The sequence below is a fragment of the Rhizobium sp. N731 genome (assembly GCF_001664145.1).
In the GTDB taxonomy this organism is placed as follows: Bacteria; Pseudomonadota; Alphaproteobacteria; order Rhizobiales; family Rhizobiaceae; genus Rhizobium; species Rhizobium esperanzae.
In genome coordinates, this window is the sequence record NZ_CP013606.1 from 157,002 (window position 1) to 174,402 (window position 17,401).

Sequence of the window (17,401 nt, forward strand, 5' to 3'; positions counted from 1 at the left end):
TTTTCGGCCGCGAGTCTTGTCGCGTCTCGCGTTGGCTCAATCTTTCCGGCTCCAAATAATTTGTAACCCTCCCTCAAGCAAGACAGGCAAGACCATCCCAATTTCCCCGGTCAGTGCTATTCTCATCTTCAGCACAGTGTGAGATTGTTCGAAGGGGGAGGTTCCGATGCTCAGCCGCAAAGCCATCCTAGCCGCAGCCACATGTCTTTCGCTTTTTTCGCCGATCCCCGAGGTCGGGGCGCAGAACGAACGCACGCTGACGGAAGCGCCGGCTCAGAGCGGACCGGTCAGCATCACCTTCGATCGCGCCGAGGCGAGATACGCCGTCGGCGAAGTCGTCGGCCTTTTCATCCAGTCGAGCGAGAACGCTTATGTCACGGTGCTGAACGTCTCGCCGAACGGCTCCGTCACCAAGCTCTTTCCGAACAAATACCAGACCGATGCCCTCGTCGCCGCCGGCAAGCGCGTGCAGGTGCCGGATCCGGCCAGCGGCGCCAGGCTGCAGGTTTCGGGCCCGGTCGGGCAGGAGCAGATCAAGGTCTTCTATTCCTCCAAGCCGCTGACGATCTTCGCCGATCTCGGCGGCAGCGGCAGCGGCATGTTCCGCTCGATCGACGGCGGCATGGACGCCGTTTCCCGCAGCCTCGAGGAAGCCCGCAGCCTCGGCACCAAGATCAGCAGCAAAACGCTGACTCTGACCACCGTCGACAGCACGGCGGCCCTGCCGCCTTCCGTCGTTCCGCCCGTCGCCGCCGTTCCCGCCGCAAAACCCGCCCCGGTCGAACAGGCGGCAAAGCCGCCCGTTGCGCCGAAACCGCCGGCCGCCCCGAAGCCGAAGCCGGTCGTCAAACCCGAGGTCGCCAAGAAGCCCGAGGTGATCGAAAAGCCGAAGCCGGCGCCGAAACCGGTCGAACAGGCGACGACGCAGCCGCCGAAGAAATACAAGATCGTCACCAATCTGGCGCCCGGCCAGGAGCTGGCTGCCGACGAGCTGCAGCTGATCGGCCCCGCCGACACCACATCATCCACACGCCCCAGCCAATATAAACAACCGAGCCAATATCAGCAGCCCTATAAGCAGCCGTCCCAGTCTGCCCAGACCAAGATGCCGAAACTGCCGATGCCGCAGATCAAGATGCCGCAATTCAAGCTTCCCGGCGGCTTCAGCATCAAGATGCCGCCGCTGAGCTTCGGCCGTTCGGCCGAACCCGGCCAGACCGGCGAGGAGATCGAGGTGGCCAATGCCGATACGCCGGCCTGCAACGCCCTGCTCGACAAGCTGAACACCGCCGTTGCCGCCAAGGACATCACCGCTGCCGCTTCCGAGGCCGATGCCATTGCCGTCAGCGCCGATTGCGGCCAGTTCCAGGTGAACGCCCAGCGCCGCGTCGCAGCCCTCAGGCTCGCCGCCGCCCAGGAGATGATGGCGGCCGACAAGCCGGTCACCGAGTATGAACCGCTGCTCGTCGCCGCCGACAGCCCGCAGGTGCTCTGGCAGGCCTCCGCCACGCTTGGCGAGATCTATTTCTCCGCCCGCCGCTTCGCCGATGCCGCCGCCGATTACCAGCAGGCGATCGAGATCATCAAGAACGAGACCCGCACGCCGAAAGCGCCGCCGGCCGAGACCATCTCCGATCTCATCCAGCGCGCCGCCCAGGCCCGCATCCTCGCCGCTAATCCCACCAGCGACAATCCGCAGGGCAGCTTCGTGCCGGCCGAAAAAGACCACCGCAGTGGCGTGCTCGGCGGCATCTATTCGGAGAATGTGCGCGGCATCGTGCCGGTCTCCATCCCGGTGCCGATCACCTTCGATTTCGACAAATCGACCTTCACCTCGATCGGCACCGAGGCCGCTCAGGAATTGCTGGAAGCGCTGAAGGAGCAGAAGCCCGGCCGCGTCATCCTCATCGGCCATACCGATCGCAAGGGCGGCGACGACTATAATCAGAAGCTTTCCGAGCGCCGCGCCCAGGCCGTTGCCGATTTCCTGAAAAACCACGGCATCGACGCCACGATCGATGCCGAAGGCCGCGGCTCCTCCGAGCCGGTGGACGTCACCGCCACCGCCAACCTCACCGAAGACGATATCGACGCGCTCAACCGCCGCGTCGAATGGCGCCGCGAATAGAGGGGGCGAGGGGGAACCGGCCATGTCCATATTCGCTCCCATGGCCGCCGCACTCGCCCTTCTTGCCCTGGCGGGCACGGATAGCCTCGCCAGGACGATCGAGGCTCCCGAGCGTGGCACGGTCAGAGCCGTTCTGATCGGCATCGATCTCTATCGCAATGTCCCGCCGCTGCACGGCGCCGTCGCCGATGCCGAGGATCTTTCCCTGTCGCTGCGCTCGCTCGGTGTCGAGGACATGACGCTCTTGAAGAACGGCGCAGCCGACCGCCAGGGCATCTTCGATGCGATCGGCGCCGTCACGCAAAGGGCAGGCGAGGGCGATCTCGTCGTGCTCGGCATCGCCGGCCACGGATCGAGCGAGCCGGAACGCGTCAAAGGCTCCAAACCGAGCGGCCGCGACGAAGTCTATGTGCTGGCCGGCTTCGATACGAGGCTGCCGGGATCGCGCGAGCGCATCTTCGGCGACGAATTCAAGGTGCTGATCCACAGGCTGGAGCAAAAAGGCGCCGAGGTCCTGTTCATCGCCGATACCTGCCATGCCGGCGGCATGACCCGTAACGTCGATCCGCGCGGCGCCGAGATCACCTGGCGCCAGGCGCCGTCCTATACGATCGAGGAGGATGACCTCGCGCCGATCTCGACGACAACAGATGCCCTCTCCACCGGCTTCGACTACAAGCGGCTGACCTTCCTCGCCGCCGTCGACGACAACACCAAATCGCCGGAGATATCGATTCCCGGCATCGCCCAGAAGCGCGGGGCGCTGAGTTATGCTACCGCCCGCGCCTTCGAAGGCGCGGCCGACCGCAACGGCGATGGCACTGTGACCCGCCGCGAGCTGTTCGAATATGTCCGCCAGTCGGTCTATCAGTTCACCGACCAGCGCCAGAACATCTTCACGCAAAGCCCGCCCGGGGCGGATCTCGACCACGCCGTCGTCTATGCCTATGACACGACAGCCCCGGCGGAAGCGCAGAAATCGAATGTGCCGCCACCGCCGCCCGAGCCTGCCCCGATCACCGTCGCCGCCCTCGGTTCCGAGCCGGTACTGCAGGGTATCGATCCGGCCGTCACGCCGTTCAACTTGACGGACGGCGCCCATGCCGAACTCGTCTTCGATCCGCAAAAGCGCGAGGCGATCGCCGGCGGCGATGTCGTCGCCTCCGAAGTCGGCGCCGGCGACATGCCCTTCGTCGTCGACCGGATGGCGGCGCTCGACACGCTGAAGCGGCTGTCGGAGACCAACCCGCAAGCCGTGCGGGTGACACCGTCCGACAAGGTCCATCGCGACGGCGAGCGCGTCGGCGTCACGGTGTCCGATCTTGCCGGCCGCAAGCTCGTGCTGTTCGACGTCACCGGCGACGGCACCGTGCAGTTCCTCTATCCCGGCGACAGGGAAGCCGATGCCGAGATGTCTGCAACCTTCGATCTCGATCTTTCCGTCGTCGCCCCCTTCGGCACCGACCTGCTCGTCGCCGTCAGCTCCGATCAGCCGATGCCTGGTCTGGTCGAATTCCTGAAACAGAACGACAGGCGCCGCACCGCCGGCAACATCGCCAGACACCTCGGCGAACTTCTTCCCGAGGGCGCACGCGTCGGATTTACGGTCCTCTATACCTCCGCCGGAGCCAGGCTATGAGCACGTCGATCAGCAGGGTCCTCAACATTGCGGCCGTCCTCCTGCTTCTGGCCGCTCCTGCCCTGGCGCAGCAGGACACGGATTTTGCCGGCGAGGATGGCGGGCGGGTGATCGGCGGCCAGGCGGCGAAGAAAGGCGAATGGCCCTGGCAGGTGAAGATCCTGGCGCCCGATCCCGAGCAGCGCGGCCGCTTCGGAGGCCATTGCGGTGGCTCGCTGATCTCCTCGCGCTGGATCCTGACCGCCGCCCATTGCGTCACCAGCGGCCGTTCCGGCAAGCAGGATCTCTTCGCCCGCGACCTGCTGATCGTCGAGGGAAAGCAGAAGGTCGACAAGGTGATCTCGGTCGACGGGCCTGACAAGCCGGGGCTGTCCGTCGAAGACGTGATCATCCACGAGGATTTCGACCGCAAGGTCTTCGCCAACGACATCGCCCTCATCAAGCTTGCCGAACCCGCCGTCTCGAAGCCGGCAATCCTCGCCTCCGCTTCGGACGAGGCCGTCGAAAGCCCCGGCCACACCGCCGTCGTCACCGGCTGGGGTTACACCAAGGCCGATCACGGCTGGGATGACAAATACCTGCCGACCGAACTGCAGGAGGTCGAGCTGCCGCTCGTCTCTCGCGAGGATTGCCGCGCCGCCTATCGGGAAAGCTCGATGCGCATGAACCCGATCGACGAGCGCAATGTCTGCGCCGGTTATGCCGAGGGCGGCAAGGATGCCTGCCAGGGTGACAGCGGCGGGCCGCTGGTCGCGCAGCGCCCCGACAAGCGCTGGATTCAGCTCGGCATCGTCAGCTGGGGCGCCGGCTGCGCCGAAGCCGAACATTACGGCGTCTATACCCGCGTCGCCGCCTTCCGCGACTGGATCGCCGCCAAGACGGACGGCGACGTGCCGAACGCGCCCGACACCTCAGGGGTTTCCGCCGGAGACCAGGTGGCGGCGATCGACACCAAGCGCCGGCCTGCAGCGACCGACCCGGCGGGCGGAACGACGCAAAAACAGACGCCGGCCGGAGAGCTCGAAGCCAACCTTGCGATCACCACGCCGCCCGACGGCTCGAAGGCGCCTGCGGGAACGACCGAGACTCCACCGGCCGCTTCGCCCGACGGCAGTCAGCCCGAGGTTCAGGCGCCGGCCGCCGAGCTGCCGATGGCCGTGCGTTCTCCCGGCGACCGTGCGCTGCTGATCGGCATCGACGATTACGAGATGCGCGAGGCGAAGCTGACGGGCTCGGTCGACGATGTGAAGGCGATGCAGCTCTTCCTCGTCAAGACGGTCGGCTACCGTCCCGAACAGATCCACACCCTCACCAACCGCAAGGCTAGCCGCGCCGCGATCCTTGCCGAGATCGACGACTGGCTCGTGCGCCAGTCGCAGACCGGCAGCCGTGTCTTTCTCTATTTCAGCGGCCAGGGCTCCGAGGAAATGGGCGCCGAGGCGACGACGAGCCCGACGCTGGTTGCCGCCGATGCCAAGCTGGTGCGGGACGGCGGTAAGGTGACCGTCACCAACCAGATCCGCGAGACCGAAATCGCCGCCCGGCTGAACAGCCTCAAGGACCGCCGCGTCACGCTGCTGATCGATGCCTGCCATGTCGGCCCCGGCAGCCGCAGCGCGGTCGCCGCACCCGCCGGCGGCACGGTGCGCTGCCTCGGCCCGGCTTTGGCGTCGCTGCAGCCGCCGAACCGCTCCGGCAAGGAGGCGAAATTCTCCTTCGGCGGCGAAACGGCGATGGTCTGGTCGGCGGTCAATGCAGGCCAATGGGCGCTGGTCGATACCGAGGCCAAACCGCCGCTCGGCGTCTTCACCCGCCGCTTCATCGAAGGCGTGCAGGAAGGGGTGGCGCGCGCTTCCGACAAGCCGAACGTTAGCAACGCCGCCCTGCTCGATTATGTCAGGCGCAAGTCCGACGAATATTGCCGGGCCCATCCTGGGGATTGCCGCTTCACGCCGGTGCCGCAATTCTACGGCCTGCCGGACGCGCTCGGCCGCGACGTCGTCACCGGCGAGGAGGCGAAGACGCCGGTCGCCGCCGTCGAAAACACGCTGAAGACCGACAACGAGGCGGGTGTTGCCGTCGACGTGCTGCCCGGCACCTCGGTCAGCATCGGCGACAAGGTGGCGATGCGCGTCTCCACCAAGAAATCAGGCTACCTCATCCTCGTCGATATCGACGCGGCGGGCAAGCTGACGCAGCTCTATCCGAACAAACGCTCGATGGGCCTGAAACCGACGGCCAAGGGCGGCGACAACCGGCTCGACCCGGCACGGCCGGTGGTCGTGCCCGATGCCCGCAATCCCTATATCGGCTTCGAATATGTGGTGGAGGGGCCGGCCGGCGTCGGCATGGTCGTCGCCATCCTCAGCGACAAGCCGATCGAAGTGCTCGACCTGCCAGACGTGCCGACGCCGCTCGTCGGCCAGCGCGCCGCCTTCAACTATGTCTACGACCTCGCCCGAAGCCTCAGGATCGTCGGCGACGACGAGACCGGCGTCCAGGGCAAATGGTCGTTCGATTCCAAATTCTATCGCATCCGCTGAAAGAGGAGCGAATGATGTCGAAATCCATTCTGCTGGCGGGCCTCGCCGCTTCCTTGATGGCGCTGGCGCCCGCCCATGCGGGCGACGCCACTGACACCAGCGCGGTCCTTGCCGCCCAGGCCGGGCTTGCCGTCGACCTGATCGACCGCACGCTGGCGAAGGAAGGGGCGGCCAACATCATGGTGTCGCCGGCAAGCCTTGCCGCCGCTCTCGGCCTCGCAGGCCTCGGCGCCTCGGATGCGGGCAAGGCGGCGATCGCCAAGGGGCTGGGCTTCGGCGATGCGGTCAAGGGGCCGGAGAAGGTGCTCGACGAGATGAACCCGAAGATGCCGCCGGCGGCGGATGCGCCGCTGGCCTCAGGCGTTGCGATCGTCTTCGACGACAAGCTGGCGCTCGTTCCCGATGCTCTCTCTATGCTGGCCGAGCACCGCATCAAGCCGTCGATCGAGGATCTCGACCAACCCCAATCCGTCGAGCACATCAACGGCTGGGTCAGGCAGGCGACTCGCGACGCCATCCCGGCGATCCTGGAAACCCCGCCCGGCGGCGGCTTCATCAGCCTCGGGGCGCTCTCCTTCAAGGCCCGCTGGAAAACCGCCTTCGAGGCTCAGAGCCCGGCGGCGCCGTTCCGGCGGCCGGACGGCTCGACGGTCTCGGTGCCGATGATGCATCTTGCCGGCGATGGCCAGAAATTCCGCGTCGACGATCGTTTCGCCGCCGTCGACCTCGCCTATGCAGGCGAAACCTATCGCATGGTGGTGATCGCGGCGCGCTCGGAAAAAGGCGTCGGCGGCGCCGATCTCAAAACCCTTGCCTCCTGGCTTCAGGGCGAGAAATTCGAACCCGCCAAGGGCGAAATCTTCCTGCCCCGCTTTTCCCTCAATGACGGGCGTGATTTGATGCCGACACTCCACGCGATGGGGCTTTCGCCCGAAAAGGCGAGCGATGCGGCTTTTCCCGGGTTCACCACGGAAAACATCAGCTTGTCGCGCGTTCTGCAGAAGACGATGATCAAGGTCGATGAGAACGGCACGGAAGCGGCGGCGGCAACCGCTGTGGTCACCGAGCGCAGCATCGATCCGAAACTGGTGCGGGTGAGCGCGGATGCCCGTTTCGCCTTTGCGCTGCGGGACACGAAGACCGGCCTGTTTCTCGCCGCCGGCCTGATCGGCGATCCGCTTCTGGCGGGTGAATGACATGCGCTTTGATGAAGACAAAATGCCAGGGGGACACGTGCATGAGAAGTGATCTGATCGCCCGCTACACGATCGGCGAGCCGGTCTACGAGAACGAGTTCATCGTCTATCCGGCTCAGGACAAGCGGATGGATCGTTCGGTCTTCATCGTCGCGCCTGACGTGGCGCTGAAACTGGACAAGGCCCGCTTCGAGCGGGTCTGGACCTCGGTCAACGAGGCCAAATCGCTGACGGCGCGGCGTTTCGTCGAAATCGAGGACCTCATCCCGCCGTCGCCGGAAGACGACAATTTCTACATCGTCGAGAAGCGGCCGTCGAAGACGCTACACCAATATCTCGAGGAAACCGAGATGGTGGCCTATGACCGCGCCATCGAGATCGGCCGCCACATCCTCGAAGGGCTGGCGACGCTGCACGGGGCGGGTTACGCCCACAATGCCCTGACCGACCAGTGCATCTATGTGTCGGAGGATTATTCCGGCCTCTCGGTCCGGATCGGCAACCTGCACCTGATCTCCAGGATCGGCGAGCACATCATCCCGCCCTATGCGCCGGAATTCGGCGCGCCGGAGATCTACGCCAGCGGCACCTTCTCGGCTTCGGCCGCGCTCGATATCTATGCAATGGGCATGATCGCCTACAAGCTCTTCCTGCCGCGGCAGACCTATGCCAGCGTCTTCGACAGCGTCATGGTCTGGGAGGACGAACACCAGCGCGAGCAGAGCTGGAAGAACATCCATCTCGATCCCTCCAACATCTTCCCGCGCCTCGACGTGCTGATCCCCGGTTTTCCCGAGGGGCTGGCCAGCCTGGTCGAGAGAATGCTGAGCCGCGACCCGGCCCAGCGGCCGCGCATGGGCGCCGATGCGCTCGGCGAATTCAGCCGTGTGACCACGGGCATCCAGCCGATGGCCTGGGATCCGCGCGGCGGCATGCCGCAACAGCCGGAAACCCCGAAGCGGAAGAAATGGACGCTTGCGCATTTCTCGATGATCGGTGCGCTGCTCCTGATCTGCATCGGCGTCGGCGTCGTCACCATCCCGAAGCTGCTGCGCCCCGATCCCAAGCTCGTCGCCGATGTCGGCACCTGGAAGAAGGAGGCCGAGAGCCGCAGGGACAAAGCCATCGCCGCCAAGGCGCCGGAACGCCCCTCGGGCGACGAGGCGAAGCTCTCCTATGATGCCGGCGCCGGCGCACTGACCGAGGCCAATGCCGCCCTCAAGGACGAGGACTATAAAAAGGCGCTTCCCGGTTACCAGAAGGCCGCCATCAGCCTCGGCAAGTCACTCATCGCCATCTCGAAAGAAAATGCCGAAAAGGCCAAATCGGCCGCTGCCGCCGCCGGCGGCGACAAGGCCCCGAGTTTTACCGAGGCCGACAGCAAGATGAAGGCCGCCGCCGACAGCGCCGCCGCCCAGCAGATGCATGGCGCGGTCGATAATTACGAGGCCGCCAAAACGGCTTACGACGATCTCGCCAAGGCGCTGACCGCGCTGACGGCAGCCGAAAAGGACGCCACGGCAAAACGCGAAACCGTCACCCGCATCGGCGCCGGCGACAGCCCCGACGTCGCCAAGGCGACCGGCTTCATGACCGAGGCCAAGGCCAAGGCCGAGCAGTGGCAGCTGCCGGCCGCGACCTCGGGCTATGGCGACGCCGCCAAGCTCTTCGCCGCGCTGATATCGGATGTGATGGCGGCCAAGGACGAGGCGACGGCGCTGAAAGAGAAAGTCACCGATCTCCACGCCTCGCTGACGACACGCGCCGGCCCCGCCGATCCGACGCTGGCCGCGCTCGCGCCGAAGCTCACCGAGGCCGACGGCCGCTATACCGCCGAGGCCTACAAGCTCGCCGTCGCGGCCTACCAGCCGATCCTCGCCGATCTCGAAGCGCTGTCAGCGCGCGGCTTCTGCCCGGTTGCACCGAATGTCGCTTTCGAGACCATCCCGGCCGGCAGCTATTCGCTTGACAATGTCCGGCTGATGACCTCGTCGCTCAAGGAGCTCGGCGGCATGCTCGGCGTCGCCAATGGCGCCGTGAAGGTCGAAAAGTCCTTCTGCATGCAGGCAAAGGCGGTGACCCGCGCTGAAATGGCAGAGTATTACACCGCCAACGCAGACCCGGCCTCCGCCCAGGCCTATGCCGGCAATCCCGAGCAGCCGGCCGACGACGTGCCGCTCGCGGAGGCGCAAAACTATACCGCCTGGCTGTCGAAACAGCTGAACGCCCCCATTCACCTGCCGTCGGCGACCGAATGGATGGCCAGCGCCGTCAAGCTGACGACGGAAAAACTGCCCGACAACGGCGACATCATCCTGCAATGGAGCGCCACCCCCTGCGAAGCCGGCGGCAATGTCGCCTTCATGGCCCAGGAAGGCTCCACCTTCGTCGTCTGCTCGGATGCTTCGGCCGGCGGGATTTTTCGGGTGAGCGCCGAGTTGAGGTGAGGGCGGCGACCTGGAAAATGAAAAGGGAGATTGGTGTGCCGCTGACGACTGAGTGGGATGTTTCCAGGATGGCGCGTCTCGTTCGGGAAGTGTCAGCGGGCTTGCTCCCTCTTCTCCCCAGCGGGGGTCCGAAGGACGGGTTGAGACCCGTGGCTCAACCCCGGTCGGTGGCCCGTAGGGCGGATGAGGGGGCCACGCGGCACACCATTCATGAGCCCCTTAAGCTGCTTCCATTCGCTATAGACGATACGCGATCCAACCGCTTGGTTGAAGGAACTACAGAGTTAGCCTGCTTGAATCTGGGTCTATCAACCATCACGGAGCTTCGACATGCCTGAACCACGCTCGCCACGTCTTGCTGTTCTAATCGATGCCGACAATGCCTCCGCGAAGATCGTTGACGGCCTGTTCGAGGAGATAGCCAAGATCGGCGAAGCGAGCGTGCGGCGCATCTATGGCGACTTCGCCAATGCGCGCTCGAAGGCATGGATCGACGTCCTCGCAAGACACGCGATCATCCCTCAACAACAGTTTGCCTACACCACGGGCAAGAACGCGTCCGACATCACGCTTGTTATCGATGCGATGGACTTGCTCCACAGCGGCCGTTTCGACGGCTTCTGCCTGGTGTCATCCGATAGCGATTTCACGCGGCTCGCCTCACGCATCCGGGAACAAGGGATCGATGTCTTCGGCTTCGGGGAACAGAAGACCCCGGAGAGTTTCCGCCAGGCATGCCGTCGGTTTATCTACACGGAAAATCTGACGCCTTCAGTCGTGTCGAACGGAGCGGACGCCGCACAGGCTGTGTCATCATTACGGCCGCCTAGCGCCGCAACACCGATCATCAAAAGAGCAATCGCGCAGATGGAGTCTGAGGATGGATGGATCTCGCTTGGCGTGGTTGGAAAGCAACTTGCCAATTTGGCCTCTGACTTCGATCCACGGACGTTCGGATTCAAGAAGTTGGGCGATCTGGTCAAGAAGACGAACGCCTTCGAGGTAGATCATGCCGAAGGCCGTCCGTTTCGCATCCGCCTGAAAGCTGCGCCAACAAAAAGCAGCGTGAAGCCGGCAACCTAGCGCATCGGCAGATAACGCGAGATTGGATCTCAGATCCCCAAAAGCGCTCGCAGGTTCAGCCGAAAGATCAGAATATGTCCGAGGGGTTTTGCGTTTCAATATGATATGGATTGGCGCTCCCTCTGCTCCGGCGGCGGCCTCGTCAGCGTAAGCGCCGAATTACGGCGAACTTTCATTCAAATTCGCGTTCAAGCCGTGTCTCACGACAAATTTCAATTCCAAATTTCCAAATACGCGCGTACATTGAACATGGGGACTGAAGTATCCGTGCGTTGAGGGGTCGGGGATAATGTGCTGGAATACATCATCAGCATTCACGCCTGTCGGGTTTGCTTTGCGAGGTCCGAAATCTCGCAAGATCGTGTGGACATTGGGCGACGCGGCGCGCCTTCTGATGAACGACTGGCCTTGCGATGACGGCGAGGAATATATGGCTGCCGTCAAAGCCTGCGTCGACGCCATCACCGGAAAAATTGCCCCGGAACAATTCCGCGAAGTACTTCTGCGTGCGGCCGATGAGGCGGGTATCCGTACTCTATCGCTGGTTCCACAGGGAATGGGAGGGCGGCGGCCGGACCTTCCTCCAGCAATGCGAACATAGTTTTTTATTGCAAGGTTTTCCGCCCTCGGCGTCGCGTTTGCGTTAGCGGCAGTCTTTGGGCTTGGATGAAGGAATGACCAATTTGGGGCCGGGAGCAGACCGTCTGCTGCGGATCGCAGAAAACCAAAATGGACACGAGCGTCATGTGCCGGCGTCCGGAATCGGCCCAAAGCAGACGCGCATGACAAATGCCGGTGCCGCTGCTTTCCGCTCCGTCCGAGCACCCGGCAAGTCAGTCGATAATGCCTTCCGCTACGCGCAAAAGCTGCGGATATACTATTTGTCGAAGTCCCGCGCGCACTCTTTGCAAACAATTACCTCCTGCCCACAAGACTGCTGTCACAGCCCTTGAATTGTGTCGACCTCTGATGGTGGTGAAGCCTGCCGCCCACTTTTGCCTCGCGCTCCTTGATCGGAAAAGTCGAGATGGGTCGATACCCGAAATTCGAGAATGCTGAACAAAATTCGGGAGCACGCCAACAAGCAGGAATCGCATGAGCGTTATCTCTACTATGGAACTTCAGCATAGCGGATGATGCTCTGATTTTGTACGTTGGCGACTAATTCATCAGAACGAGACAAAAATCGGCGGAGCAAAGGTGAGGAATTTGAATCGTTGTATCCTAAGGTGAGATCAATTGTCGGAGGCACACCCTCAAGTGCTCTAGCAACGACATTTGGCGTCAGCATATTTTGCGCATATAGCGGAATAAGCGTTATTCCACCTGTAGACACGACGAGCGACATTGCGGATGGTAGGCCGTCACCTTCGTACTCTGCCTTGAGTGTGATCCCAACTTTCGACGCGTAATCTTGGATCACGGATTGCAATACAGGAGAAATTCTAGCCGAACTGACGTAAGTTTCGCGGGCAAGGTCCTGCGGCTGGATCTTTTTGCGCGACGTCAAGCGATGGTCCGCCGGCAGTACGGCGATCAGTGGCTCCTTGGCTAAAAACTTGAAGGACACACCAACACTCTGCGTCTCGGGGCGAAGGAAAGCGACGTCCAGCTTGCCTCGCATCAGTGCCAGAGCAAGGTCCGGGGAAGACTGACTGGACAATATGATTTCAACCTCCGGCGCTTCCTCACGAATTATGCGCAATGCATGGGGTAACCACACGACCTCTTGTCCTGCGAGAAAGCCGATAACGAACGACTGCTTTTCCGGCCGTTCTGCCCGCCGGGCCCCTTCCGCAGCCGCCTCGACTTGCAATAACGCCAACCGCGCGTGATCAAGAAACACTTTACCAGCGGCGGTGAGCGTCACGCCCCGCGGCTGCCGTTCCAGCAGTTTTACACCGATTTCGGTTTCCAGATCACGAATTTGCCTGCTGAGTGAGGGCTGGGAAGTGTGTAGCCGCCGCTCGGCTGCGGTCAGTAAGCTTCCCTCCTCCGCAACAGCAACAAAATAGCGCAAATGCCTCAGTTCCATCGGGTCCTCGCTATACATTCAAGGCATAGCTCGAACGTACAAGGTATTTGTCTTTGATAAAGAGGGGATTTAGTCAACGTCGCAACTTTAGGATATGATCGAACGCGCCTCACCGGAGGTATTTCGCAATCAATTGTGTCCAAAAGGAATGTTTAACAGGGCAGATGGAGCGATACGATGCCTACAATCACTACCACGGACGGCGTAAACATCTTCTACAAGGACTGGGGCTCAGGCCAGCCGATCGTTTTCAGCCACGGCTGGCCGCTGTCGGCGGACGACTGGGACGCCCAGATGACCTTCTTCCTTCGCCACGGCTACCGGGTGATCGCCCACGACCGGCGCGGCCACGGCCGGTCCGACCAGCCCGGCACCGGCAACGACATGGACCACTGGGTTGCCGACCTCGCGGCCCTGACCGAGCACCTCAACCTGCGCGACGCGATCCACATCGGCCACTCCACAGGTGGCGGTGAGGTGGCTCGCTATGTCGCCCGCCACCCGGAGCGCGTCGCGAAGGCGGTACTGGTTGCTTCCCTGACGCCGAACATGTACCGGAGCGAGGAAAACCCGTCCGGTCAGCCGCCGGAGTGGTTCGAAGCGATCCGCGCGGGCGTGCTGGGCAACCGGTCGCAGTTCTTCCGGTTCGTCCCTGAGAGCCCGTTCTACGGTTACAACCTCGACGGGGCCGAGCCTTCGGAGGCGATCATTGCGAACTGGTGGCGCCAGGGCATGGCCGGTGGTGCCCTGGCTCACCACGCGACTGTCGACTCTTGGCTGGAAGATTATACCGAAGACCTCAAGAAGATCACCGTGCCGGTGCTGGTGATGCATGGCGAGGCCGATCAAGTCGTCCCCTTCGCAAGCTCCGTGCCGCGTGCGGTCGACCTGCTCAAGAAAGGGTCGCTGAAGACCTATCCGGGCTACCCCCATGGCATGCTGACCACACATGCAGATGTCCTCAACCCCGACCTGCTCTCGTTCATCAGGTCTTGACGACATCGACCGGACCGCGGCCTTCATCCAACGTCGGCCGGACGATCTATCACCCGGCAGTGCCGGGTGACACCTGTTGGTGCTGGTATGTGGAGCGTTCCCGGAGGGTGCTTCCGACAGTGGCAATTGCTTGGTGCGTGGTGAAAGATGCAATTTGTCACGCTTAAATTTTTCGTTGCGTGGCCGCTTACTCCACCGGCCGAAATGGCTCGGCGTCTCGGCTTCGACATCTAGGAATTAAGAGCGGGGGGTGTCAGTCAGTTTAATGTCGGAAGCAGCACCAGCTTCCGAAATGCCCATATAGGCTTGTTTTTCGGCTTCCGGCCGTTAGGTAACTTCAGGCCGGCGTTGCTGTCGTCTTTGAGTTTTATGGCGCTCAGCTCGACGGCAGCTTTTGGGACACTGACAAAAGTGTCTGAACGGCTGAAATAACGGCGCAAAGCCGCCGTCTCCTTCGGCAACGGAAAGCCCGCTTAGGACAGGCTCAGCCAGCGGATGCAAGAAAGGCGCCGCCGCCGAGTGGATCCACGCTCCGGGCCGCCTCTCAGCCCTCCGATTTGAGCTTGCCGCCGACCGCCCCAGGAATCCTTGGCGATCTCCATAATCAGGATTTCCAGCATTCCGGTGGGCAGGCCAAGGTGTCGACAGCGGCCTCCGTCGCTTCGCGCACGAAGGCGCGCTTCTGCTCATCGGTGCGGCCAATGTTGCGGACGGTGATCGATTTCGTGGTGGAACGCTTTGGCTGACGCCCTCAGGCCGTGGCCGACATCGCTGTTAGCCTCGAGCTTTAAGACAGTCGATTTAGCTCACGTCTAAAGGCGCAACATCCGCGAGCGAAATTGACAGGTTTATTCTAATGGCTGATCCTGAGGACGTACCTGCTTAGATGCATGGGGTGAGCTGAGTGGACGGTCAACCGATGGTCTTGAAGTTAATAGTTGGGACCTGCTTCGGTGCCTGTCTCGTGAGCTTCGCCGTCATTCTTTGGGTGATAATCAAGGTGCTCATTAAGACCGGCTGTCTGGTAGATAAGCCAGAAGACCGCGGCCTCAGCTGGCGGGAACGGCAAGCACGCAGGCGCAGCCGTTTCGACAGATACCACGTCGCCGACGAGTTTCGCTCATTGCGCAAGGCAGCCGCCATCGCGTGGACAGGTTATCTTCTGTCTTTCGGATGTCTTCTTGTGATTGGACTTTTGTTCGGCGAGAGAGCGTCTCGCTAGGTTTGAACGACGAGCCTAATGCGCCGCCCCCGCGCGGTCTCCAAAGGGCTCCCTAGAAGTTGCTTTGTCACGACCGACGTATCCGGCCGCAGAATTGTGTCGGGCTGCGGACGATCGCCGAATTCGTTTTGGGAGCGCCGGCAGGTCGCGACCCTTCTCACCGGATTAAATGCCGTGATAAAAGCGCTCATGGGCATCAGGAACTATTTGATCGAAGGCAGCTCGGGCACCGGAAAAACGTCTGTCGCTTCCGAACTGGAGCGGCGGGGCTACCATGTTGTCCACGGTGACCGCGTCCTGGCATATGTGGGCGACCCCGAGACAGGTCAGGCACTCGCGGGACCACCCGAAGGCGCCGATCGCCTTGTCTGGGGATACGCGCATTGGATCTGGCCTGCCGAAAAGGTCCGGGCCATTGCTGCCGACACCACCCACCCTGTTACCTTCTTCTGTGGCGGCTCGCGCAATTTCCACAAATTCCTGCACCTGTTCGATAAGGTTTTCGTGCTCGACATCGACGTCGAGACTTTGAACCGACGATTGGATGGGCGGCCCGATGAGCCGGGCTTCGAGCCGGCCGAGCGGGCTCTGGTGCTCCGTTACCATAAGACCCGGGAATATCTTCCAGTCGGTATCAATATCAACACCGCGGGTAGCGTTACCGGTGTCGTCGACGATATCCTCGCTCAACTCACCTGACGTCCTCCGCCTGAACGCTGATCGGCGGCATCTCCCTCCGTTCCCACCGCCAGCTTTCGGAGCGACAAACGGCGTGTCGTCGTGGCTGCAATGAGGGCGCGAAGCTGCCGAGCTCATTCGGCAGCTGTCGGCTCGCGCCCAGACGTCTTTTTGCTGCCACCGCGGTGCATGACCTCGAATGAACCAGTCCACAGCAGTTCGGGATACTTGCGCTTGCTGCGCGAGCAGGTTATACACTGAACCATATGGTTCAGTATGAAATTCCTCCCCTCGATCTCTCGTTCGCGGCGCTGTCAGATGCGACCCGCCGCGGGATCATCGATCAGCTTGGGCGAGGGGAGGCGTCGATCACCAGTCTCGCGGATCAGTTCCAGATGACGCTGACCGGTATGAAGAAGCACGTCCAGGTTCTCGAGCGGGCGGGGCTTGTCGTCACGCAGAAGGTCGGACGGGTGAGAACCTGCAGGCTTGGGAAACGCGGCCTCAAGGCGGAGGCCGAGTGGATCGAGGCGCATCGCAGGCTCTTCGAGGCCCGCTTCGAAGCATTGGACGAAATCATCAGCGAATTGAAACAGGAGGGAAGCGATGACTGAGCAGGTTCAGAGGGCAGGTGGCGCGCAGATCCGCACGTCGGTCGAGCGCAGAGGGGATCGCGAACTCGTGATAACCAGGACATTCGATGCGCCGCCGAGCACGGTTTACAGGGCGTGGAGCCAGCCCGAGCTGTTCCAGCGCTGGTGGGTGCCGAAATCAGCACCCGGCATTTCGCTCGTATCGTGCGATATGGACGTCCGCACCGGCGGCAAGTATATCCGTCCAAGGAGGCGCTTGAGGAAGCGCTGCAGGGCTCGGCTGTCGCATTGCCGGAGCAGTTGGAGCAGCTCGACGAATTGCTTCCCGGCCTGATCGGATAGCGGACGGCCCTCAGACCGCCTTTGCCGCCATCCACGCTGGTTTGGAACGCAACTCGTCCTGTTTCATTACCGTGGAGGCGGTAAGAAAGGGGAGTCATGGCAATGCTGATCCAGGGAATCTACGCCGCGCTCGCAACGGCAGACATGGATAAAGCGGAGAAGTTTTACACTCGGCTGTTCGACCGGGGGCCTGATGATCGTCCCATGGAGGCGTTGATCCAATGGCGCAACGTCGCCGGAGCGAACATCCAAATCTTCCTCGACAAAGAGAATGCCGGGTTCGGCAGGCTGACCATTGTGGTGCCGAAAATGGATGAAGCCCGCAGAGCGCTCGAAGAGATTGGCGTGACGCTCACAGGTGAATCCGAGGGCGACTACGGAAGGATTGCCCAGATCGCGGACCCCGACGGCAATCGCATCACCCTTGCGGAGCCGCCCTCTCGGCCGTTCGATACGCAGCGAAGATAGCGCCGCGGCTTGACCCTCTGGTTTGCCCGTG

The 17,401-nt window shown here is 62.5% G+C and carries 13 protein-coding genes and 2 pseudogenes; 12 read left to right on the forward strand and 3 right to left on the reverse strand.

All coding sequences use genetic code 11. From position 1 onward, the window contains the following. Positions 1–166: 166 nt before the first annotated feature. From AMK02_RS28165 to AMK02_RS30930, 7 genes are all read left to right on the forward strand, one after another. Positions 167–2,128: a DUF4384 domain-containing protein gene (locus AMK02_RS28165; RefSeq protein ID WP_064808239.1), complete on the forward strand. Its 1,962-nt coding sequence runs from the start codon at positions 167–169 to the stop codon at positions 2,126–2,128. Between the two features lie 22 nt (positions 2,129–2,150). Beyond that, positions 2,151–3,767 (forward strand): caspase family protein, encoded by a 1,617-nt coding sequence (locus AMK02_RS28170; protein ID WP_064808241.1) that lies wholly within the window; start codon positions 2,151–2,153, stop codon positions 3,765–3,767. Then, complete coding sequence (locus tag AMK02_RS28175; protein WP_064808243.1) at positions 3,764–6,310, forward strand: trypsin-like serine protease; 2,547 nt, start codon at positions 3,764–3,766, stop codon at positions 6,308–6,310. The genes AMK02_RS28170 and AMK02_RS28175 overlap by 4 nt, the downstream gene beginning before the upstream one ends. 14 nt (positions 6,311–6,324) lie before the next feature. After that, the gene (locus AMK02_RS28180; protein WP_064808825.1) at positions 6,325–7,506 is read left to right on the forward strand and encodes a serpin family protein; all 1,182 of its coding nucleotides are present in this window, start codon (positions 6,325–6,327) and stop codon (positions 7,504–7,506) included. A 41-nt stretch (positions 7,507–7,547) separates the two neighbouring features. Next, entirely contained in the window at positions 7,548–9,953 is a 2,406-nt protein-coding gene (locus AMK02_RS28185; RefSeq protein WP_064808245.1) for a protein kinase domain-containing protein, read from the forward strand. Positions 9,954–10,283: 330 nt separating this feature from the next. Next, positions 10,284–11,036: an NYN domain-containing protein gene (locus AMK02_RS28195; protein WP_064808249.1), complete on the forward strand. Its 753-nt coding sequence runs from the start codon at positions 10,284–10,286 to the stop codon at positions 11,034–11,036. Positions 11,037–11,325: 289 nt separating this feature from the next. Next, on the forward strand, positions 11,326–11,637 hold the full coding sequence (locus AMK02_RS30930; protein ID WP_082929731.1) for a DUF982 domain-containing protein: 312 nt from the start codon (positions 11,326–11,328) through the stop codon (positions 11,635–11,637). A gap of 510 nt (positions 11,638–12,147) precedes the next feature. Here the strand turns inward: AMK02_RS30930 and AMK02_RS28200 are convergent. Further along, the gene (locus AMK02_RS28200; protein ID WP_064808251.1) at positions 12,148–13,071 is read right to left on the reverse strand and encodes a LysR family transcriptional regulator; all 924 of its coding nucleotides are present in this window, start codon (positions 13,069–13,071) and stop codon (positions 12,148–12,150) included. A gap of 177 nt (positions 13,072–13,248) precedes the next feature. On the opposite strand from AMK02_RS28200, the gene AMK02_RS28205 reads away from it, so the two are divergent. Further along, entirely contained in the window at positions 13,249–14,067 is an 819-nt protein-coding gene (locus AMK02_RS28205; RefSeq protein ID WP_064808253.1) for an alpha/beta fold hydrolase, read from the forward strand. Between the two features lie 257 nt (positions 14,068–14,324). Here the strand turns inward: AMK02_RS28205 and AMK02_RS31575 are convergent, their stop codons facing one another. Both AMK02_RS31575 and AMK02_RS30940 read right to left on the reverse strand, forming a co-directional pair. Then, positions 14,325–14,507 (reverse strand): hypothetical protein, encoded by a 183-nt coding sequence (locus AMK02_RS31575; RefSeq protein ID WP_123876252.1) that lies wholly within the window; start codon positions 14,505–14,507, stop codon positions 14,325–14,327. A 104-nt stretch (positions 14,508–14,611) separates the two neighbouring features. Further along, a pseudogene (locus tag AMK02_RS30940) lies at positions 14,612–14,785 on the reverse strand (tautomerase family protein). Positions 14,786–15,478: 693 nt separating this feature from the next. Between AMK02_RS30940 and AMK02_RS28220 the strand changes: the two are divergent. The 4 genes and pseudogenes from AMK02_RS28220 (at position 15,479) to AMK02_RS28235 (ending at position 17,370) form a co-directional block, all read left to right on the forward strand. Further along, positions 15,479–15,988, forward strand: a complete 510-nt coding sequence (locus AMK02_RS28220) for a hypothetical protein (protein WP_064808258.1) — start codon at positions 15,479–15,481, stop codon at positions 15,986–15,988. Between the two features lie 245 nt (positions 15,989–16,233). Next, entirely contained in the window at positions 16,234–16,581 is a 348-nt protein-coding gene (locus tag AMK02_RS28225; RefSeq protein ID WP_064808260.1) for an ArsR/SmtB family transcription factor, read from the forward strand. After that, a pseudogene (locus tag AMK02_RS28230) lies at positions 16,574–16,902 on the forward strand (SRPBCC domain-containing protein). The gene AMK02_RS28225 and the pseudogene AMK02_RS28230 overlap by 8 nt, the downstream one beginning before the upstream one ends. 96 nt (positions 16,903–16,998) lie before the next feature. Further along, entirely contained in the window at positions 16,999–17,370 is a 372-nt protein-coding gene (locus AMK02_RS28235) for a VOC family protein (protein ID WP_237358388.1), read from the forward strand. The last annotated feature ends 31 nt before the right edge of the window (positions 17,371–17,401 follow it).